General features: G+C 70.8%; 15 protein-coding genes and 1 pseudogene. 4 read left to right on the top strand and 12 right to left on the bottom strand.

Annotated elements, in window-relative coordinates; all coding sequences use genetic code 11:
• Window positions 1-63: 63 nt before the first annotated feature.
• A complete protein-coding gene (locus tag ACZ5VQ_RS20185; RefSeq protein ID WP_469106069.1) occupies window positions 64-1623 on the top strand; it encodes a CehA/McbA family metallohydrolase in 1560 nt (519 codons plus the stop codon).
• A gap of 279 nt (window positions 1624-1902) precedes the next feature.
• On the opposite strand, the pseudogene ACZ5VQ_RS20180 reads toward ACZ5VQ_RS20185, so the two are convergent.
• From ACZ5VQ_RS20180 to ACZ5VQ_RS20165, 4 genes and pseudogenes are all read right to left on the bottom strand, one after another.
• A pseudogene (locus tag ACZ5VQ_RS20180) lies at window positions 1903-2816 on the bottom strand (serine/threonine-protein kinase); the annotation flags it as partial.
• A gap of 1 nt (window position 2817) precedes the next feature.
• Complete coding sequence (locus ACZ5VQ_RS20175; protein WP_469106068.1) at window positions 2818-4695, bottom strand: protein kinase domain-containing protein; 1878 nt, start codon at window positions 4693-4695, stop codon at window positions 2818-2820.
• A gap of 132 nt (window positions 4696-4827) precedes the next feature.
• Entirely contained in the window at window positions 4828-6336 is a 1509-nt protein-coding gene (locus ACZ5VQ_RS20170) for an alpha/beta hydrolase (protein WP_469106146.1), read from the bottom strand.
• A 159-nt stretch (window positions 6337-6495) separates the two neighbouring features.
• Window positions 6496-7143, bottom strand: coding sequence for a TetR/AcrR family transcriptional regulator (locus ACZ5VQ_RS20165; protein WP_469106067.1), 648 nt, complete (start codon window positions 7141-7143; stop codon window positions 6496-6498).
• Window positions 7144-7331: 188 nt separating this feature from the next.
• On the opposite strand from ACZ5VQ_RS20165, the gene ACZ5VQ_RS20160 reads away from it, so the two are divergent.
• Both ACZ5VQ_RS20160 and ACZ5VQ_RS20155 read left to right on the top strand, forming a co-directional pair.
• Entirely contained in the window at window positions 7332-8363 is a 1032-nt protein-coding gene (locus tag ACZ5VQ_RS20160; RefSeq protein ID WP_469106066.1) for a medium chain dehydrogenase/reductase family protein, read from the top strand.
• Between the two features lie 124 nt (window positions 8364-8487).
• Entirely contained in the window at window positions 8488-8883 is a 396-nt protein-coding gene (locus ACZ5VQ_RS20155; protein ID WP_469106065.1) for a nitroreductase/quinone reductase family protein, read from the top strand.
• Between the two features lie 33 nt (window positions 8884-8916).
• Here the strand turns inward: ACZ5VQ_RS20155 and ACZ5VQ_RS20150 are convergent, their stop codons facing one another.
• The 8 genes from ACZ5VQ_RS20150 to ACZ5VQ_RS20115 form a co-directional block, all read right to left on the bottom strand.
• On the bottom strand, window positions 8917-10581 hold the full coding sequence (locus tag ACZ5VQ_RS20150) for a serine/threonine-protein kinase (protein ID WP_469106064.1): 1665 nt from the start codon (window positions 10579-10581) through the stop codon (window positions 8917-8919).
• A gap of 229 nt (window positions 10582-10810) precedes the next feature.
• On the bottom strand, window positions 10811-11617 hold the full coding sequence (locus ACZ5VQ_RS20145; protein WP_469106063.1) for a TetR/AcrR family transcriptional regulator: 807 nt from the start codon (window positions 11615-11617) through the stop codon (window positions 10811-10813).
• Window positions 11618-11760: 143 nt separating this feature from the next.
• On the bottom strand, window positions 11761-12660 hold the full coding sequence (locus ACZ5VQ_RS20140; protein WP_469106062.1) for an SDR family NAD(P)-dependent oxidoreductase: 900 nt from the start codon (window positions 12658-12660) through the stop codon (window positions 11761-11763).
• A gap of 123 nt (window positions 12661-12783) precedes the next feature.
• Window positions 12784-13554, bottom strand: a complete 771-nt coding sequence (locus ACZ5VQ_RS20135) for an SDR family oxidoreductase (RefSeq protein ID WP_469106061.1) — start codon at window positions 13552-13554, stop codon at window positions 12784-12786.
• A 347-nt stretch (window positions 13555-13901) separates the two neighbouring features.
• Window positions 13902-15353, bottom strand: coding sequence for an aldehyde dehydrogenase family protein (locus tag ACZ5VQ_RS20130; RefSeq protein WP_469106060.1), 1452 nt, complete (start codon window positions 15351-15353; stop codon window positions 13902-13904).
• A gap of 37 nt (window positions 15354-15390) precedes the next feature.
• Complete coding sequence (locus ACZ5VQ_RS20125; RefSeq protein ID WP_362080713.1) at window positions 15391-17121, bottom strand: N-acyl-D-amino-acid deacylase family protein; 1731 nt, start codon at window positions 17119-17121, stop codon at window positions 15391-15393.
• 134 nt (window positions 17122-17255) lie between these two features.
• Window positions 17256-18374, bottom strand: a complete 1119-nt coding sequence (locus ACZ5VQ_RS20120; RefSeq protein WP_469106059.1) for an LLM class flavin-dependent oxidoreductase — start codon at window positions 18372-18374, stop codon at window positions 17256-17258.
• A gap of 110 nt (window positions 18375-18484) precedes the next feature.
• The gene (locus tag ACZ5VQ_RS20115; protein WP_469106058.1) at window positions 18485-19261 is read right to left on the bottom strand and encodes an SDR family NAD(P)-dependent oxidoreductase; all 777 of its coding nucleotides are present in this window, start codon (window positions 19259-19261) and stop codon (window positions 18485-18487) included.
• Window positions 19262-19456: 195 nt separating this feature from the next.
• Between ACZ5VQ_RS20115 and ACZ5VQ_RS20110 the strand changes: the two genes are divergently transcribed.
• Window positions 19457-20194, top strand: coding sequence for a hypothetical protein (locus tag ACZ5VQ_RS20110; RefSeq protein ID WP_362080703.1), 738 nt, complete (start codon window positions 19457-19459; stop codon window positions 20192-20194).
• Window positions 20195-20216: the final 22 nt, after the last annotated feature.

Below are 20216 nucleotides of genomic sequence, written 5' to 3'. Positions count from 1 at the left end.
CCCCCGCAGCACCTGAACCGCTACATGCCACTCAGCCACTCACGAGACCCGGGAGCAGCAGACATGTGCGAGGACGACCACAGCGGAGACCGCAGCGGTGAACACGGCATCGGCAGACGCGCGCTGTTCGTGACGGGAGCCGCCGCCGCGCTTACGTTGGGAAGCGTGAGCTTTCCGAGCGAGGCCGCCGACGCGGCAGACGCGTCCGAGACCCGGACGGTCCGCGGCACCCTGCCCACCGGTTCGCCGGACTTCGTGTACCTGCCGGTCGAAGTCCCGGACGGCGTACGGGAGATCAAGGTCGCGTACACCTACGAGAGGCCCGCCGTCCCGGCCGGCACCGCGGGCAACGCGCTCGACATCGGCATCTTCGACCAGCGCGGCACCGAGCTGGGCGGCAAGGGCTTCCGCGGCTGGTCGGGCGGGGCCCGCACGGAGTTCTTCATCCGCGCCGACGACGCGACGCCCGGTTACATCCCGGGCCCGGTCAGGGAAGGCACCTGGCACATCGCGCTGGGCCCGTACACGGTGGCCCCGCAGGGACTCCCGTACGAGATCACCATCACGCTGACGTACGGCGAGCCGGGCGCGGTCGTGAGGCCGGTGTACCCGCCGTCACGGGCCAGGGGTCGCGGGCGTGCCTGGTACCGGGGCGACTGCCATCTGCACTCCTGGTACTCCGACGGCCGCCGCACCCCGTCCGAGATCGCGGCCCTCGCGCGGGCGGCGGGCCTGGACTTCATCAACTCGTCCGAGCACAACACGCACTCCGCGCACGCCCATTGGGCCCCGGAGGCCGGTGACGACCTGCTGATCATGCTGGGCGAGGAGGTGACGACCAGGAACGGTCACGTCGTCGCGCTCGGCACCGACCCGGGGACGTTCGTCGACTGGCGCTACCGGGCGCGCGACAACCGCTTCGGCAAGTACGCACGCCGGATCCGCGAGGCCGGCGGCCTCGTCGTGCCCGCCCACCCGCACGCCACCTGCGTCGGCTGCAACTGGAAGTTCGGCTTCGGCGAGGCGGACGCGGTCGAGGTGTGGAACGGCCCGTTCGGCCCCGACGACGAGGTGTCGCTGGCCGACTGGGACAGCATGCTGGTCGCCTCCGTGCGCGAGGGCCGGGGTGACGGTGGGGGCGGCCGGGACTGGATCCCGGCGATGGGCAACAGCGACGCCCACCGCGACCCCGACCCGGTCGGCACCCCGCAGACCGTCGTCCTCGCCGACGACCTGACCCGCGAGGCGATCCAGGAGGGCATCCGCGCGGGCCGCTCGTACGTCGCGGAGTCCAAGAAGGTGTCCCTGTCGTTCTCCGCAACCGGCCCGAAGGGCGAACACGCGGGGATCGGCGGCCGGTTGAAGGTCGACCGCGACGACCCGGTGACCGTCACGCTGGAGGCGTCCGGCGTACCGCGCTGCACTGTTCGGTTCGTCACGGACCAGGGGGTGCTCCACACGAGCGCGGTCCTGCCCGTGTCCGGGGCCGGGACGGTGGAGTGGCGTACGACTGCGCAGTACGCGGCGTACGTGCGGGCGGAGGTGCGGCACGAGGCTGCGGTTGGGCCGTTGCCCGGTGCGCTGGCCGCGTTCACCAACCCGATCTTCCTCGGGCGGGGGTGAGCGGGGCTCGGCTGAGGGCTGGGGTCGGGGGTGGCTGGGGGTGCGGGTGGGTGACGGGTGGCGGTCGGATTGGGTTGCTCGCGCAGTTCCTCGCGCCCCTAAAAGATTGCGCAGTTCCCCGCGCCCCTAAGAAGACTGCGCCGTACCCCTCGCCCTCAAAAAGACTGCGCAGTTCCCCGCGCCCCTAAGGGGCGCGGTCGGGGCTTACGGAGAAGGCCGTGTCGCCTGCCACGGCCACTATCGCGTCCTTCACCAGGAGCGTGCTCGGGATGCGGTTCTCCGCCGAGGTGCCCGGGTCGTCCAGCCGCCATCGGGCTTCCGAGCGGCGCTTCGGCCCTCCGGAACGGTCGGCGGGCCCGACTCGGACGGGGCCGCGGACGTCTCCGGCAGCTCCCTGAACAGCCAGTGCAGCTCCGCGAGTTCGGGCCGGACGGCCGGTCCTTGTCCAGGCAGCGCTCGACGATGCCCCGCAACGGCTGCGGGACTCCGTCCAGGGACGGCGGCTCGTTCATCACCTGGTAGCCCGTCACATACGGGCTGCCGCCGTCGAAGGGGCCGTTGCCGGTGGCCGCGAACACCAGGAGCGAGCCCAGCGAGAACACGTCGGAGGCCGCGGTGACGTCCCGGGGCGAGGCGAACTGTTCCGGGGACATGAAGGGCGGGGTGCCGATCAGCCGCCCTGTCACGGTGAGTGCCTGGCTGTCGGCGGCACGCGAGATGCCGAAGTCGATGACGCGCGGGCCGTCGCCTGCCATCAGGACGTTGCTCGGCTTCAGGTCGCGGTGCACCACACCCGCCTGGTGGATGTCCCTCAGTGCCTCGACGAGCCCCAGCGCGAGCGCGCGCAGCTCGCGCCCGCCCAACGGCCCTACCCTGTCCACCATTTCGGACAGCGTTCGGCCCGGCACGTACAGAGTTGCCATCCAGGGCAGTTCGGCGTCCGGGTCGGCGTCCACCACCGGGGCGGTGAACGCCCCGCTCACCCGGCGGGCCGCCGCGACCTCCTGCCGGAACCGGGCCCGGAACTCCTCGTCCAGCGCGTACTGCGCGTGCACGACCTTGACCGCGACCTGCCGCCCCGAGACCGAGCGCGCCAGATACACGACCCCCATGCCGCCGCTGCCCAGCCGGTCGACGAGCTCGTAACCGCCCATGGACCCGATGGACCCCTGCTCCCCGGTGTGCTGCTGCATGCTAGGCGCCTCCTGCCATGCGGGCCTGCTGGAGGTTCGTGAGCCGTCGCACGAAGAGGATGGCCAGTACGGCGGTCACGATGCCGATGACGTTGGCCGCCTGCGAGGTGACGATGGTGTCCGTGGCCGCGACGGCGAGGTCCCTGTCGTACCAGCTGGCCCACGAGTCGTTCGCGTACGCCAGGAAGTAGGCGAGCCAGAACCACCACCACATGTGCAGGAGCCACCGGCCGGCGCCGGCCGGCCTGCCGGTCGTCGCCGTCCAGATGTCGTTGCCGATCTGCTTGGGCATGTAGAAGTTGACGACCGGGATGAACCACGAACCGGCCGCCATCCCGGACGCGTGGCGGATGCGGCCCGGCGCGAAGGCCTCGGCGTTGAGCCGGCTGCGCTGGAACCAGAACGCCCACACGATCACCACCGGGATGCCCACGAACACGGTGAGTACCTCGGTCCCCAGCGACGCGACGCTCAGGTACCTGTAGTCCTCGATGAGGTCGGTGGCGGACGTACTGCCCGCCGCGGAGAGCCGGGAGTAGGCCACCCCGAGGACGGCGATCCGCAGCAGCAGCGGCACGACGAAGAGGGCCAGCAGAAGGGCCAGAGCGATCGAGAGCCCCCGGGTCGAGCGAGGGGTGGGCAAACGGGAGCCGTAGGCGGGAGCGGAGAAGTGCGGTGCCTGCAGATGCCCAGGGGGCGGGCTGTGCGGGTGGAGGCCCCCGGGAAGCGGGCTCTGCGGGTGGAGGCTGCCGGGCAGCGGGCTGTGCGGGTGAGGACTGCCGGGCTGCGGGCTCTGCCACGAGGGCGCCGTCGGGGAGTACGCGAGGGGAGGGCCGAAGCCCGGTACGGGGCTCGATGCCGGTATGGGGCTGGATGCCGGTGCGGGGCTCGGTATCCGCACCTGGGCGCTCGCACCGGGCACGGGACCCGACGCCGGCGCGGGGCCCTGCGGGTCCTCGCTGTCCAGGAGGCGTACGGCGTGTCTGCCCAGCTCCGCCAGCACCTCGCCGGGCAGCCACGCGCCGCCCCTGCCCCCTCTGCCGACCGGTGCGCCCGGCACCTCCTCGGCCGACGCCAACAGCGTGTCCAGGGAAGGCCGTTGGGCAGGGTCCTTCGCGAGGCAGGCCGCGATCAGTCCCTGCCACACCTCGGGTACACCCTCAAGATCCGCCTCCTCCTCCGCGATGCGGAAGAGCAGCGAGTGGATCCCGCCCTCGGCGGTACCGAACGGCAGCCGCCCCGTCGCGGTGTACGCCAGCACGGCACCGAGACAGAAGACGTCGCTCGCGAACGTCACCCGCTCCCCGCGCACCTGCTCGGGCGCCATGAAGCCCGGGGACCCCACGAGGGCCCCGGGCTTGGTGAGCCCGTCGGCGGACTGCACGGCCGTGTCGAGGGCGCGCGCGATGCCGAAGTCGATGACGCGGGGCCCGTCGATCGTCACCAGCACGTTGGAGGGCTTGAGGTCGCGGTGCACGAGACCCGCGCCGTGGATGGCCTGGAGTGCGCGGATGAGACCGATCGCCAGCGCGCGCACGGACTGCGGCGGCAGCGGTCCGTACTGCTTGTCCACCACCTCGGCGAGCGAGGGACCGGCGACGTAGCCGGTGGCGACCCAGGGGGTCGGCGCCTCGGTGTCGGCGTCGAGCACGGGTGCCGTCCAGTCGCCGCCGACCCGCTGGGCCGCCTTCACCTCCTGCGCGAACCGCCGCCTGAAGTCCGGCTTGCGGGCCAGCTCCTCCTTGACGACCTTGACCGCGACCGTACGGCCGCGCTCGGAACGGGCCAGATACACCCGCCCCATGCCGCCTTCACCGAGTCTGCCGAGCAGCCGGTAACCGCCGATCCAGCCCGGATCCGCCGGGTCCAACCCGTCCATGCTTGCTCCCTCTCCCCCGGCGCCGCGTTCGCCTGAGGATAGGGGAGGTGCGCGAGTGACGTGTGGGAGACCGGTGTCTGTCCGGCGGTCCTTTGCCTGTGAACAGTCGTGTACCCAAAGGCAGTTCCGTGCCTATCGGCAGTACGTGTCCTTGGCGGGCCGTTCCCCCGTGGCCAGGTAGCGGGTGACGGCCGTGTCCCCGCAGGCGTTGCCGTTGCCGAGGTAGGCGTCGTGTCCGGTGGAGTTCACGGTCACCATGACGGCGCGCTTGCCGAGGGCCGCGCGGAGTTCGCGGGCACCGGCGAGCGGGGCGGCGGGGTCGCGCTCGTTCTGGACCATGAGGATGGTGGAGGGGCCGCGGTCGGTGATCCGTACCGGGTCCTGCTTCGGCGGATACGGCCAGGCGGCGCAGAGGGTCGCGTTCCTCGGCATTCCGGCGGTCAGCGGGTACTTGGCGCGGCTCTCGTCGACCTCCTTCTGGTAGCGGGCGGCCGACGTGGGCCACTTCCCCTCGTTGCAGAAGGTCGCGGAGGCGACGGCGAGGCCGTTCTGCAACAGCGCCTCCGGGGGCGCCTCGGGCGCGGGCGGGACGGTGCCCTTCCGGGCGGCGAGGATCAACCGGGCCGCCGCCGGGAAGCCCTCGGGGTCGTAGAACGCGTCGAGCAGGCTCTGCCGCAGCACGTTGCCGTTCAACTCGGCCGGATTGGCGCCCGGCCAGGGGATCGGCTCGCGGTCGAGGCGTGCGGCGAGCCGCAGGAACATCGGCCGCACCCCGGCCGCCGTATCGGCCAGCCGGTACGGATTCCCGGGCGCCGAGGCCCACTTGGCGAACTCGGGAAAGACGCTCTCGACACCCTTCTCGAACCCGGCCCACAGGCCACGGGAGACCTGGCCGCCGTGGGCGTCCGCGTTGGCGTCCAGATTGCTGTCCAGCACGAACCGGTCGGTGCGGTGGGGGAACAACTGGCTGTAGACGGCTGCTAGATACGAGCCGTACGAGACGCCCCAGGCGGACAGCTTCCGCTCGCCGAGGGCCTCCCGGATGCGGTCGACGTCGTGCGCGTTGGCGAAGGTGTCGATGTGCCGCATCAACTCCCCGCCGTTGCGCTCGCAGGCGCCGGCCATCCGTGTGGCGGCAGCCATGTTCGGGGCGACGGACCCGCCCGGACCGCCGGGCCACGGCCGGAACGCGGTCGCGGCCAGGTCCCGCCGCTCGAACCCGCAACTCACCGGCGCGGACCGCCCGTTGCCCCGGGGATCGAACACGACGAGGTCGTACGCCTCCCGCACCTCCCGCGGCAGTGTCCGCGCCTTCGCCGACTGCTCTTCGAGACTGCTGCCACCGGGCCCTCCGGGTATCAGCAGCAGGACTCCTCGGCGTACGGCCGGCTTCTCGCTCCGGATTCGGGAGACGGCGATACCGATCTCCTCGCCCCCGGGGTCGGCGTAGTCCATGGGCACGTCGACGGTCGCGCACTCCTGTCCGGGGCCGAACCCGCTCCCCTCGCACTTCGCCCAGTCGAGGGGCTTGGCCCGTACGGGAGTCGGAGCGGTCGAAGCGGTCGCGGTGAGCGGCAGGGCGAGCCCGAGCACCACGCCGGAGACGGCGGTCAGGGCGATGTTCCGCTTGCTCTTCTTCATCATGGGAAGAGCCTCGCGAATCCGCGCCGGCCCGCCCATCCGGCCACCCGGCCTCTGCGCACGGCGGTTTCCCGAACCGGCGGCATCGCGGGAGAGGCGCCGGCGCCGGCATGGCACGGCGTGACGTGGCCCGGCCTGACGTGGCCCGGCCTGACGTGGTCAGCGCCTCAGCAGGTCGTCCAGTTCGGCCGCGTACAGCAGTGCGGGGTCGAAGCCCATCCCGGTGAAGTGACCGGCGAGCTCCAGGGACAGGACGCCGTGCAGCCGGGTCCAGAGGGCCAGGCCCCGGTGGAGGGCCGCGGGCGGGGCGGGGCGGTCGGCCGCCCACTGGCGGTGGCTTTCGAGGTGGGTGTCGAACGGCGTCGCGGGGCCGTCCGAGGGCAGCGCGGCGCAGGCGTCGAGCAACGTCACCATGATGTCCTGCGCGATTCCGGTGACGTCGTCCGGCGCGTGGTAGCCGGGTACGGGCGTGCCGTAGATGAGGAAGTAGCGGTGGGGGTCCGTGAGGGCCCACTCGCGCAGGGCGTACGCGAGCGCGGCGAGGTCGGCGCCGGATTCGGCGGCCGCCCTGAGGGTGTCGGCGAGGCTGCCGTACGCGTCCCTGATCAGCTCGGTGATCAGCTCGTCGCGGCCGGCGAAGTAGCGGTAGAGCGCGGGGCCGCTCATGCCCATCTGCTTGGCGATCGCGTTGAGGGAGAGCGCGGTCGCGCCCGCCGTGGCGATCTGCTCCCACGCGCGTTCCTTGATCTCCGTACGCACCTGGGTGCGGTAGCGCTCTCGCGGGGTCGTCGTACCGGTCTCCGCCATGACCTGCCGCCTTCCGTGCTCGCGGGGACACCTGCCAGATACAGGCTCAAGATTTAGTTAGAGGCTATCACTGAACCTCTTGACGTCACCTTTCTCGCGGAGTTATAACTTCTAACAGAAGCGAGAGAGACTAACTCACGCGGAACCCCAACACAGAGCGCAGAGCGCAGAGCGCAATGGAGGCAGTCATGAACGCCGAAGGACTCGTCGAGGTCGTCCTGCCGGGCAAGGTGGAGCCGGAGGGACTGGAGATCCGGCACGGAGCCGTACCCACCGCGGGCCCCGGTCAGGTCCTGATCCGGATGGAGGCGACCGGCGTCTCCTTCGCCGAGCAGCAGATGCGCCGCGGCCGCTACTACGACCAGCCGGCGTTCCCCTTCGTCCCCGGCTACGACCTGGTCGGCACCGTGACCGCGACCGGCGAGGGTGTCGAACCCGGCCTGGCCGGCACCCGGGTGGCCGCACTGGTCAAGGTCGGCGGCTGGGCCAGTCACGTACTCGTCGACGCGGCGGACGTGGTGCCGGTGCCCGACGGGGTCGGAGCGGCGGAGGCGGAGACGCTGGTGGTCAATGGCATCACCGCCTGGCAGATGCTGCACCGCAAGGCCCGCGTCCGCGCCGGGCACACCGTCCTGGTGCACGGCGCCAACGGCGGCGTCGGCTCGGTCCTGGTCCAGCTCGCCCTTGCCGCGGGCGCCAAGGTGATCGGCACGGCGTCCGCGCGCCACCACGACGCGCTGCGGGCCCAGGGAGTCACCCCCGTCGACTACCGCACCGAGGACATCCCCGCGCGGGTCCGCGAACTGGCCCCCGGCGGAGTGGACGCCGTCTTCGACCACGTCGGCGGCCGCAGCGCGATCGACTCCTGGCACCTCCTCGCACCCGGCGGCACGCTCGTCTCCTACGGCACCGCCTCCACCCGGGACGACGAGGGCTCCAAGCAGTTGCCCGTCCTCAAGCTGCTCGGCCGGATCTGGCTGTGGAACGCGCTGCCCAACGGCCGGAGCGCCTACTTCTTCAACATCTGGGCCGGGCGGGCCCTTTCCCGGAACCGGTTCCGGGCCCGGCTGCACGCCGACCTCGCCCAGGTCCTCGCGGCCCTCCAGCGCGGTGACATCACCGCCCGGATCGCCGCGCAACTGCCGCTCTCCCGCGTCGCCGACGCCCTGCGCCTGGCCGAGTCCGGCACCGTCGCCGGAAAGATCGTCCTGAACCCGTAGCGCACGCTCGGCCGCCACCCCGGCCGCCACCCCGGCGGGCCGAGCCGGACGTCCGAGCCCTATCCTCACGACCGACCGACGGCCTCGGCCGACAACCGCCGCCCAGGACGAGGATCACAACGACATGTCACGCCACCACGAGACCAAGTTCCGCGTCGTCACGAAGCTCCAGCGGTGGGTCGTGAACCCGGTGTCCAGACTGCTGCCGTTCCAGACGCTGTTGGAGACCACCGGGCGCAAGTCGGGGCTGCCGCGGCGGACTCCGGTCGGTGGACGGCGGGTCGGCCAGGAGTTCTGGATCGTGTCCGAGTACGGCGAGAAGTCGCAGTACGTACGGAACATCCGGGCGAACCCGAGCGTCCGCGTCCGCGACAAGGGCCGATGGCACCACGGCACCGCCCACCTGCTGCACAAGGACGACGCCCGCACCCGGCTGAAGTCCCTCCCGCGCATGAACAGCGCCGCGGTCCGGGCGGTCGGGACGAACCTGCTGACGGTGCGGGTGGATCTGACCGACTGAGGGACCCCACCCTCCGACGCCGGGCGAAACCGGCTAGGCCGCCCCCCGCCAGACCGTCAAGTCCCCGGTCACGAATCCGATGTCCGGCAGCGCGGTCGACTTCACCTCGACCACGAACAGAGCGATGTCTCCGGAGGGGTGTTCGAAGCAGATCTCGCTGCCGGCCGCCACGATGGCGAGCGGGAGCCTGTGGTCGGCGTCGGCGAGGGTTGCGCGACAGGATTCCAGGGTGGCGCCCGGCTTCTCGGAAGGCACCCAGTCGATCAGACTCGTGTCGCTCTCCAGCGCGCAGGTCTGCCCGCAGACGAAGCGGATGTCCCCCTTACGTTCCTTCGCGCTCCTGTCGTCCTTGACGTCTTTGGCGTCCTTGATGAGGTAGCGGTAGGGATCCTTGAGATCCAGGCGTTTCGTCGCGTTCAGCATCATCAAGGGGTACGCGGTCGGTTTCGGCGGCTTGGACGCGGTCGAGGAGGGGCGTGAACCTCCTGATGTCCGGCCCCCGGCTCCCGACCCCGAGGACGCCCCGGACGTCGATGAGGAAGTCGACGACCGTGCCGAGGACTCCTGACCGGACGCCGAGGACTCGGCCGCGTTCCGGTCGCGGAGCCGGTCCGACATGTTCAGGTTCGTCCATGCCACGCCCGCCGACAGCAGCGAACCCACCGTCACGGCGACCGCAAGCATCCTGGTACGCCGCCGGAGGGCGCGCCGCTCGTCCGACTTCGTCGGCTGCGGGCCCCGCTGCAGGTGCGGCTGCGGGAGCAACGGCATCGGCAGCACCGGGGTGGGATGGGGGACCGGGGACGGAACCGTGACCTCCGGCCCCATGACCTCCCGCCAGACGGCCGGCCCGGCGCCCGCGTCGGCACCCCGGCCCAGCCGCTGCCGACACCACTCGACGATCTCCGCCGGAGTGGCCCGCTCCCCCGGATCGGCGGCGAGGCACCGGGCCATCAGCGGACGGAGCTGCGCGGGCAACAGGGACAGGTCGGGTTCCGAGTGCACGATCCGGTACAGCACGCCGACCGAGTTGCCGTCCCCGTACAACGGTTCGCCCAGCGCCGCGAACGCCGCTGTCTGGCCGAGCGCGAACACGTCGGTCGCCACCGTGACCTCACCCCCGGACGCCTGCTCGGGAGCCATGAACTGAGGCGTGCCGACAGTCGCCCCCGTGGCGGTGTGCGAGGTGACGCCGGAGGCCAGCGAGATGCCGAAGTCGATCACCCGCGGCCCGTCGGCTGCCAGCAGCACGTTGGACGGCTTCAGGTCCCGGTGCACGATTCCCGCGGCATGGATGGCCTGCAGGGCCTCGGCCACCCCCGCCATCAGCCACAGCACCGCCGGCACCGGCAGTGGTCCGCGCCGGGCGACGGCCTCCGCCAGCGAGGGGCCGGGTACGTACAGCGTGGCCAGCCAGGGCGGTACGCCGTCCGCGTCGCCGTCGATCAGCTCCGCGGTGTACGCGCCCCGGACCCGCTGGGCCGCCTTTATCTCCCTGCGGAATCCCCGCCGGAAGGTCGGGTCGTCGGCCAGCTCCGGCCGGATCACCTTGATCGCCACCGGTCGGCCGCCCTGGGTGTGCGACAGATAGACCCGGCCCATGCCTCCCGCGCCGAGCCGGGCGGCGAGGCGGTAGCCGGCCACCATGGGCGGATCGTCCGCCTGCAGTGGCTGGAACACCTCAGTCGCGTGGTCCATCGGCCACCGTCCCCCGATCCCCTGAACCCTTGATCCCCTGAACGGAAGGCACGGCGCTCGGCCACCCCGTCAAGATCGTACGAACTGGAGATTCAAGCACGCCTGCGCCGAATTCGTGACCGGGTTCGAGAGTCGCCCCGGAGTTCCCGCGAAGGTCGTCGGGTCCGGCGGGGTGAGGAGAAGCCGACGGGGTGAGGAGAAGGGAGAGGAGGAGGGAGAGGAGAACTGCCTAACTCCGGGGGGCGTTCGAGATGCGGTCCAGCCACTCCGTGAGCAGGGCGTCCTCGGCGGGGCTGAGGGTCGGGACCGGGGACTGGCGGAGGAGGGCGTTCAGGCGGGCCGCCGCGGCGGGGAGGCGGGACGCGTCCGCCTCGGTGGTTCCTGCCGTGCCTGCCCTTTCTGCCGTTCCTGCCGTGCCTGTCGTTTCTGCCGTCTCCGACGCTTCCGTATCAGGTGTCGAGGGCTCGGGGGACGCCGTCGGAGCCGTCATCACGTCCGGTGTGAAGACCGTGGCGTGGACCCCGTCCCGTACCCGGCGGGACATCGAGACGTCGGTGAACGTCGCCGGGCGGGAGACCAGCATCAGGGCCACGCCTACGTTCGCGGACATGATGATCTGGGCGGCCAGTTCGGGGGCGAGGCGCAACTTGCCGTGTTCCGCGGCCCGTTGGAGGTCCGCCGTGAGGATGCGGTGGGACTCCAGGGCCGCCGCCGGGGGCTTACGCATCGCCGGTGAGTTCATCAGGCGGTACAGGTTCGGGTTGTGCAGGGCGAACTCGACATGGGTGTCCCAGCCGTCCCGCAGGTCCTGGACGGGGTCCGTGCCGGGGGTGCGGTCGCGCTTGGTCGCGAGGTACCTGTCCCAGCCGTGGTCGACGACCGCCGACAGGAGGCCCTCCTTGTCCCCGAAGTGGCGGTAGATGGCCGGGGCGCCGACCCCTGCCGCCTCGCACACGGCCCGGGTGGAGACGTCCCCGTCCGGCGACTCGGCGACGAGGGCCGCCGCCACTTCGAGAATGCGCGCTTTCGTACTCACGGGAGCGACGCTAACCGACGCGGTACGGGCCGGTGCGGTCCGGGCCGAGATGGGGCGGGCGGCCGATGTGGGGCGGGACGTTGCCGTTCTGGGCGTTGTCGTGCCGGCCGACATGGGGCGGGTCGATGTGGTCCGGGCCGGGGTCACGCGGCCGTCCCGTGCGGGGCGAGGAGGTCGTCGAGGCCTATGCGGGTCAGGAACTCGGCGCGGATGCGGTCCGCGACCCGGCTGACCTCCTCCGACCCGTCGTTCGCCGGGTCGACGTGGACCCGGAAGGGCCGCTCGCCGAGCGGGGTGCCGACGACCTCGACGATCGCGTCGGCCACCAGGGAAGCGGGGGCGTCAGCGGGCGCGAGGGCGGCGAGGCGCTGGGCGACCTGGTCCATCAGGCCCGCGTACCGCTCCTCGTACGCGGGCAGGACCGTCTGCTCGGCGGGGTGGCCGCCGGTCGCGAAGTGGTTGGTGCCGGAGGTGAAGGCGCCGGGCACGACGATGGTCGTCTCTATGCCGAAGCGGGCCAGCTCGGCGGCGTACGACACCGCGAGCGCGTCCATCGCGGCCTTCGCGGCGAAGTACGGCGCGAGGTAGGGCGGGGTGCCGCCCCGGGTCGAGGTCGAGCCGATCCAGAGCACCAGGCCGTGCTCCTGGGCCCGCAGGTGGGGCAGCGCGGCGCGGTTGACCCGCTGGGTACCCAGCACGTTCGTGTCGTACACCGCGGCCAGTTCCTCGGGGGTGAAGGCCTCGGTCGGGCCGGTCACCATGTGGCCCGCGTTGTGGACGACCACGTCCAGCGTGCCGGCCTCGGACAGGACCGTGGCAACGGCGGCGTCCGCGGACTCCTGCGAGAGGACGTCCAACTCGACCGTCCGCAGGTCCACTTGGTGCTCGGCCGCGTACACCTGCGCCTCCGCGACCCGGCTCGCGTTGCGCCCTGCCGTGTCGCGCATCGCCGCGTAGACCGTATGACCCGCGTCGGCCAGCGCCCGTGCGGCGAGCGCACCGAATCCCGAACCGGCGCCCGTGATGACGATCGTCTTGCCCATGACGGAACTCCTGAGGAGAGAGGGAGAGAGGGAGAGGGGGAGAGAGGGAGAGGGGGAGAGGGAGAGAGGGGGAATGGAGGGAGAAGGGGGAGGGGGGAAGGGGGAGAGACGAGTGTCGGGGGCTCAGGCGATGCCGCCGTTGGCGCGGAGCACCTGGCCGTTGACCCAGCGGCCGGCCGGGCCGGCGAGGAAGGACACGACCCCGGCGATGTCCTTCGGGGTGCCGAGGCGCTCCAGCGGCGGCTGGGCGGCCATCCTCGCGATCGTCTCCTCGTCCTTGCCGTCCAGGAACAGGGCGGTGGCGGTCGGGCCGGGGGCCACCGCGTTCACCGTGATGTCCCGGCCGCGCATCTCGCGGGCCAGGATCAGCGTCATGGCCTCGACGGCGCCCTTGCTGGCGGCGTACGCGCTGTAGCCGGGGATGGCGAGGGCCAGCACGGTACTGGAGAAGTTGACGACCGCGCCGCCCTCGCGCAGCCGGCGCACGGCCTGCTGGTCGACGACGAACGTGCCGCGGATGTTCGTGCGGTGCATCCGGTCCAGGGCGTCGAGGTCGAAGTCGGCGAGCGGGGCCAGTGTCATGACACCGGCCGCGTGGACGACCACGTCGACCCCGCCGTACGTCGACTCCGCGGCGTCGAAGAGTGCCGCCACCTCCATCTCGTCCGCCACGTCGGCCCGGAAGGCGAGCGCCTGGCCGCCCGCCTCGGTGATCGCGGCGACGGTCTTGTCGGCCTCGGCCTGATTCCCGGCGAAGTTCACGACGACCGCGAAGCCGTCGCCCGCGAGGCGCTCCGCGGTCTCGCGTCCGATACCGCGGGATCCGCCGGTGACGATCGCGACGCGGTCAGTGGTGGGGGTGGGGGTGGGGGTGATGGGCTGCTGGTCGCTCATGACGGTGCTCCTGTCGTGGCGGGGGAGCGGGCTTCACTCCCCGACAGAAACAACGCTAACACCGATTCAATAGCAACGCTACCCCTGGTCGTAGCGTCGCTACGGTGTCGTGGTCCGGACGAGGTCTCGCCCCCGCCGCCCCTACCCATTCCCGTCACTTACTCGGGGGCTCCGCCCCCGAACCCCCGCCAAAAGATTGCGCAGTTCCCCGCGCCCCTAAAAAGGGGCGCGGGGAACTGCGCGATCAGCCACAACGAAGCCGCACCCGACAACACACCCCAACGGGGTCTGGGGCGGAGCCCCAGGGGACGGGAATGGGTAGGGGCGGCGGGGGCGAGGAAAAGCCCTCAGCCCGGCCACACCAGTGACTGGAGTTCCGAGTACGCGTGCAGGGCGTACGAGCCGACGTCGCGGCCCACCCCGCTCTGCTTGAAGCCGCCGAACGGCGCCTCCATGTTGCGCCCGACCGTGTTGACGCCGACGCCGCCGGCCCGCAGCTGCCGGGCCACTCGGAAGGCGCGGGCGACATCGCCGGACCAGACGTAGTCGATGAGGCCGTAGTCGCTGTCGTTGGCGAGCTCGACGGCCTCCTCCTCGTCGTCGAAGGGGAGGACCACGACGACCGGGCCGAAGATCTCCTCGCGGACGACCCGCATGTCGGCCGTACAGTCGGCGAGGAGGGTCGGGGCGACGTAGAAGCCCCGGTCGGACGGCGGCCGTTCACCGCCCGCGGCCACCCGCGCCCCCTCCTTGCGGCCCAGTTCGACGTACGACTCGATCCGGTCCCGGTGCGCGGCCGAGATGACCGGACCGACGACCGTGCCCTCCGCCCGTGGGTCGCCCACCTTCAAGTAGCCGATGTAGGACGTCAGTTGGGTCACCAGTCGGTCGTAGACCGGGCGCTGCACGAGCACCCTCGTCGGGGCCGTGCAGATCTGGCCGCTGTAGAAGGAGAAGGTGGTTCCGATGCCGCGGACCGCCGACTCCAGGTCCGCGTCCTCGAAGACGACCGCCGCGCCCTTCCCTCCCAGCTCCATCAACTGCCGTTTCATACCGCGCCCGCACACCTCGGCGATCCGCCGTCCGACGGCGGTCGAGCCGGTGAAGCTCACCATGTCGACGTCGTCCGAGTCGACGGCCGCCTCGCCGACCTCGGCGCGCGAACCGCTGACGACGTTCACGACCCCGGGCGGCACCCCCGCGGCCTCCAGCGCCTGAGCCATTCGGTAGACGGACAGCGGGTCCTGCGGCGCGGGCTTCACGACGACGGTGTTGCCCATCGCGAGCGCCGGGGCGATCTTGCCGGCCGGGTTCGCCCAGGGATTGTTGTACGAGGTGATGCAGGTGATCACGCCTACTGGTTGGCGTACCGCCAGGGCGCCCATCACCGCCGCCCTGCCGAACGGGCCCGCCTCGTTGATCTGCGGGGGCAACGGCTCCTCGACGGGCTCCACGCGCGCGTACCGCTGGAATCGGGCCGCCCCGACCCCCACCTGCATCCCGCGCGCGGTGCCGGTCGTGGCCCCGGTCTCGGCCTGGGCCAGCTCGGCGTACGGGACGAGGTTGCGCCGGATCTCCGAGGCCGCCCGGTGCAGGACCGCGGCCCGCTCCTCGGGTGGCGTGCGCGACCATGACCGGAAGGCCTCGCGGGCCGCGGCTGCCGCCGCGTGCACCTGATCCCGCGAGGCCTCCGGAGCCAGCCCGACGACATCCTCGGTCGCCGGGTCGATCACCTCGTAGTGGCCGCCGTCCGGCTCCACCCACGAGCCGCCGATGAACAGCCGCTGCCCGTCCGTCACTTGGCCCCCCACACCCGCCGCCACCGTCGTCGTGACGTCACTTCGTGCTCACGGTCCGCGTGTCCCGGCCCGACCGCAGCACCTTGCCCGGTACGGCACCGGTCACCACATCGCCCCGTATCGCCTCGACTCCGTTGACCCAGACGGCCGTTATGCCGATCGCCTTCGAGTCGAGGCGCGGGCTGTCTCCCGGCAGGTCGTGCACCAGGGTGGCCTTGCCGGCGTCGATGCGGTCCGGGTCGAAGAGCACGAGGTCCGCATGGAAGCCCTCCGCTATCCGTCCGCGCTCACGCAGTCCGAAGAGCCGCGCCGGGTCGTCCGTGAGCATCTTCACGGCCTGCTCAAGAGTCGTCAGCTTCCGGCCCCGCAGGCAGTCCCCGATGAAGCGGGTCGTGTAGGGAGCCCCGCACATCCGGTCCAGATGGGCGCCCGCGTCCGAGCCGCCGAGCATCACGTCCTCGTGCCGCCATGTCTCCTGGCGCAGCGCCCACGAGTCGGGGTCGTTGTCGGTGGGCATGGGCCAGAGGACCGTACGCATGGCGTCGTTGGCGCAGATCTCGATGATGCACTCGAAGGGTTCCTGGCCGCGCTCGGCCGCGATGTCCCGTACGACCCGTCCGGTGAGCCCCTCGTTCTCCGGGCTGTAGGTGTCGCCGATGACGTACCGCCCGAAGTCGGCGAGGCGCCGGAAGACACCGGCCTCCTTGGAGTCGGCCCGCCGCAGCATCTCGGAACGGACCACGGGGTCCCGGAGTTTCGCGATCCGCTCGGGCACGGGGAGGCCGAGCACCTCGCCCCACCCGGGTATCAGGTTCAGCGCGCAGAAGGTCCCCAGCGACATGTTCATCGGTGTGAGGATCGGCATCGTCAGCGCAACGATCCGCCCACCGGCCTTACGGGCCCGCTCACTTGCCGCCAGCTGACGTGGGACGCGCTCGGGGACGGCCGCGTCGATCGTCAGGACGTTCCAGTTCAGCGGACGGCCCGCCGCCGCGCTCATCTCCACGAACAGATCGATCTCGTCGTCGCTGAACTGGTCGAGACAGCCCGCCACGATCGCCTCGATCTGCGTGCCCTCGTGATCGCCCACCGCCTGGGAGAGCGCGAGCAGTTCGGCGGGCTTGGCGTGCCGTGAGGCGACCGGCTTCCCGTCCCCGTCGGAGTGGGTGGAGGACTGTGTCGTGGACAGTCCCCAGGCGCCGGCCTCCATCGCCTCGTGGAAGAGTGCCAGCATCTGCTCCAGCTGCTCGGGCGAGGGCTGCCCACCGACGGCGTCGGGCCCCATCACATACCGCCTGAGCGCACAATGCCCCACCATGAAGCCCGCGTTGACCGCGATCCGCCCCTCCAGGGCATCCAGATACTCCCCGAAGGAGTGCCAGCTCCACGGCGCCCCCTCCTCCAGCGCGACCAGCGACATCCCCTCGACCTTGGACATCATCCGCCGTGTGTAGTCGGCGTCCTCGGGTCGCGACGGATTCAAGGGCGCGAGCGTGAATCCGCAGTTGCCCCCGGCGACCGTCGTCACTCCGTGGTTGAGCGAGGGCGTCGCATACGGGTCCCAGAACAGCTGCGCGTCGTAGTGGGTGTGGGGATCCACGAACCCGGGCGCGAGCACGAGCCCACTCGCGTCCTCACTCGTACGCGCCGGTTCGGTGACGGTACCGATCACAGCGATCCGCCCGTCCCGTATCCCCACATCGGCGATAAAGGCGGGCCCACCCGACCCATCAACGACAGTCACGCCTTTGATCAGATGGTCAAGCACGAGAAACCCTTCTCTCCCTGAGCCTTCTGGCTAACGGTGGGGCGCACTTACCCGGGGGCGCGGGGCTGTGTCGATTCGCGGCTCCGCCGCGCGGGCACAGCCGGCCACAACGAACCCGCACCCTCCGACGAACCTCAGACCGCCCCGCGGAACCGAGTGGTCCGATGGACAGGATCCGTATCGATCTTCGGAATCACATGCTCCCCGATCAACCTGATCGTCTGGAGCGTCTCCTCCTTGGGCACCCCGACCGGCAACCCGAACGACAACTGATCGGCCCCGGCCTGCTCCCACCGCTTGCACTGCGTGAGCACCTCGTCCGGGTCCCCGCAGATCAACAGCTCCTCGGAGATGAGCAGTTCGATGAACTCCTCGTTGTACTCGGGCAGCGTCTCCGGCCACACGGGGAACCCCTCGGGCCGCGGGAACGTGTCGTGGTAGCGGAACACCAGCGACGGCAGATAGTGCAGCCCGCCGCCCACGGCGATCCGGATCGCCTCGTCGTGCGTGGGCGCACAGATCGCGGTCGTCGTCACCATCACGTTGTCGTTGACGAAGTCCCCGATCGGCTCCGCCTCCACGACGGCCGTCTTGTACTGCTCAAGGACCCACTCCATGTCGGAGACCTTCTGCACGCTGAAGCCGAGCACTCCGAGCCCCTTGCGGGCGGCCATGGAGTACGAGGGCGGCGACCCGGCGGCGTACCACATCGCCGGGTGGGACTTCCCGTACGGCTTGGGCAGGACCTTGCGCGGCGGCAGTTGCCAGTGCTTGCCCTTGAACCCGACGTACTCGTCCTGGAGCCACATCTTCGGGAACTCGGCGATGGTCTCTTCCCAGATCTCCTTGGTGTGGTTCATGTCGGTGATGCCGGGGAGGAAGCCGAGGATCTCGTGCGAGCCGGCGCCGCGTCCGCTGCCGAACTCGAAGCGGTTCTCGGTGAGATGGTCGAGCATGGCGACCTTCTCGGCGACCTTCACCGGGTGGTTGACCTGGGCCAGCGGGTTGAAGATGCCCGACCCGAGGTGGATCCGCTCGGTCGCGTGCGCGAGATAGCCGAGGAAGACGTCGTTCGCGGAGAGGTGGGAGTACTCCTCCAGGAAGTGGTGCTCGGACGCCCACGCGTACTTGAAGCCGGACTTGTCCGCCTGGATGACGTACTCGGTCTCCTCCATCAGCGCCTTGTGCTCCGCGAGCGGATCGGTCTCGGCCCGCTTGCCCACGTATCCCTGTACAAAGAGCCCGAATTCCAAGGAGGTTCACCGTCCCCTGTCCGTCACCCTGCCGAACCTGACGCACCGTCAGATCCATCTGCCGCCGACTGTTGCACCGCGCCCGCGAGGCGTCAATACCTGATGGACCGTCACATGACGCTCACGCCCGCGAGCCAGCCCCCGTCGATCACGAACGGCTGTCCGGTGATGTACGAGGAGTCCTCCGAGGAGAGGAAGAGGGCGAGTCGGGCGACCTCCTCGGGCTTCCCGATCCGGCCCATCGGCACGAGCTTGCGGTAGAGCCGCTCGACACCGGCGGAGGAAGCCTCGGCGTCCGCCGTCGGGTCGAGCAGGGCCGGGTTGCTCATCGCGGTGTCGATGGCCCCCGGGCAGACGGCGTTGACACGGATGCCCTTGGGGGCCAGTTCCAGCGCGGCCACCCGCGTGAGGCCGACTATCGCGTGCTTGGTCGCGCTGTAGGCGCCGACGTACGCCATGCCGGTCACCCCGGTGTACGAGGCGGTGTTGACGATGGTCCCGCCGCCGGCCGCCTCGATCTCCGGGGCCAGGGTCTTGATGCCGAGGAAGACACCGACCTGGTTCACCTGCACGACCTGCATGAACTCGTCGAGGGGCGTGTCGACCAGGGAGTTGAAGCGCAGGATGCCCGCGTTGTTGACGAGCCCGTCGACCTTCCCGTACGCCTCCTTCGCGGCGGCCACCGCGGACGTCCAGTCCTCCTCCCGGCTCACGTCGAGGTGGACGTAGAGCGCGCCGATCTCCTTGGCGAAGGTCTCGCCCTGTCCGTCGAGGACGTCGGCGACCACGACGTCGGCCCCTTCCTCCCTGAACAGCCGGGCCTCCCGCTCCCCCTGGCCGCGTGCGGCGCCTGTGACGAGGACGACACGTCCGTCGAGCTTGCCCATGTGGACTCCCTTCGCGGTGCATTGGCCGAGGTCAGCGTACCGCTGGATCTGACGATGCGTCAGACCTGGGGAGGGTGCTTGCATTCGCGATCCCAAGTGACCGCCGAGTAGGGACATTTGACTCTGTCGGCCCCTCCCGCGGAACTCCAATAATCCTCAATCAAAAGGCAAAGGAACCCCCAAGGAGAGCTGAGCATGGCCAAGAGGCGCTTCAGGAACAAGAAGGTCCGGTACGTGGCGATCGGGGCCTCCGTCACGACCGGTGCGGCCGTCGCCGCCGTGCTGCTGCCGTCGGCCGACGCGGCCGACGAGAAGACGCCCGAGCAGATTGTCCAGATGTGCGAGAGGTCTGCGGTGATCAACGGGGAAAAGCGGTCGGTGGAGGATTTCGGGGGCGCCTTCGCCGATGGATTCCAGGCGGACAACTGCGATTTCGTCGAGACGAAGTTCGAGACCTTCGACGGACCCACGGAGAAGGTCACGGTCGATTTCCCGAACTGCGAGCCGAACGCCACCGAACCGTCCAAGGTGACCACCGAGTTCTCGAAGGCGGTCGGCCAGGGCGAGGGCACGTACACCGAGACCGAGCAGGGCGCCGGCGGCGGCCTCTTCGGATTCCTGAGCGGATCCTGGGTCAAGCACAAGAGCACGACGGACCTGACCATCAGGACGGTCACCGCCACGGAGTCGGAACAGCGCGAAGTCCCCGTCGGCAAGGTCCTGCACGTGACGTTCACGCCGAAGATGCAGCGCATGACCGGCGAATGGCGGGTGCGTATCAACGCCCGCGAACAGACCACCGTCCTGCCCGCCAGCCCCGAGCAGAACTTCGTGGCACCGGACGTCGTCGAGGGCCCGGTCGTCAGGCCGGGGGCCGCGGGCGCGCCCGGACTCGCGGACGGCGTCTCCAAGGCCGTGCTCACCGACTGCTGAGCCCGGACCGGGACCGCGCACG

It is taken from the genome of Streptomyces sp. NPDC033178 (assembly GCF_055577685.1).
The sequence above is the reverse complement of the archived record's forward strand: the minus strand, read 5'-3'. Positions and strand labels throughout refer to the sequence as shown.

Coding starts and splice junctions, on each gene's coding strand:
- ACZ5VQ_RS20185 (WP_469106069.1), top strand. CDS start 64: ATGTGCGAGGACGACCACAGCGGAGACCGCAGCGGTGAACACGGCATC.
- ACZ5VQ_RS20175 (WP_469106068.1), bottom strand. CDS start 4,695: ATGGACGGGTTGGACCCGGCGGATCCGGGCTGGATCGGCGGTTACCGG.
- ACZ5VQ_RS20170 (WP_469106146.1), bottom strand. CDS start 6,336: ATGAAGAAGAGCAAGCGGAACATCGCCCTGACCGCCGTCTCCGGCGTG.
- ACZ5VQ_RS20165 (WP_469106067.1), bottom strand. CDS start 7,143: ATGGCGGAGACCGGTACGACGACCCCGCGAGAGCGCTACCGCACCCAG.
- ACZ5VQ_RS20160 (WP_469106066.1), top strand. CDS start 7,332: ATGAACGCCGAAGGACTCGTCGAGGTCGTCCTGCCGGGCAAGGTGGAG.
- ACZ5VQ_RS20155 (WP_469106065.1), top strand. CDS start 8,488: ATGTCACGCCACCACGAGACCAAGTTCCGCGTCGTCACGAAGCTCCAG.
- ACZ5VQ_RS20150 (WP_469106064.1), bottom strand. CDS start 10,581: ATGGACCACGCGACTGAGGTGTTCCAGCCACTGCAGGCGGACGATCCG.
- ACZ5VQ_RS20140 (WP_469106062.1), bottom strand. CDS start 12,660: ATGGGCAAGACGATCGTCATCACGGGCGCCGGTTCGGGATTCGGTGCG.
- ACZ5VQ_RS20135 (WP_469106061.1), bottom strand. CDS start 13,554: ATGAGCGACCAGCAGCCCATCACCCCCACCCCCACCCCCACCACTGAC.
- ACZ5VQ_RS20115 (WP_469106058.1), bottom strand. CDS start 19,261: ATGGGCAAGCTCGACGGACGTGTCGTCCTCGTCACAGGCGCCGCACGC.
- ACZ5VQ_RS20110 (WP_362080703.1), top strand. CDS start 19,457: ATGGCCAAGAGGCGCTTCAGGAACAAGAAGGTCCGGTACGTGGCGATC.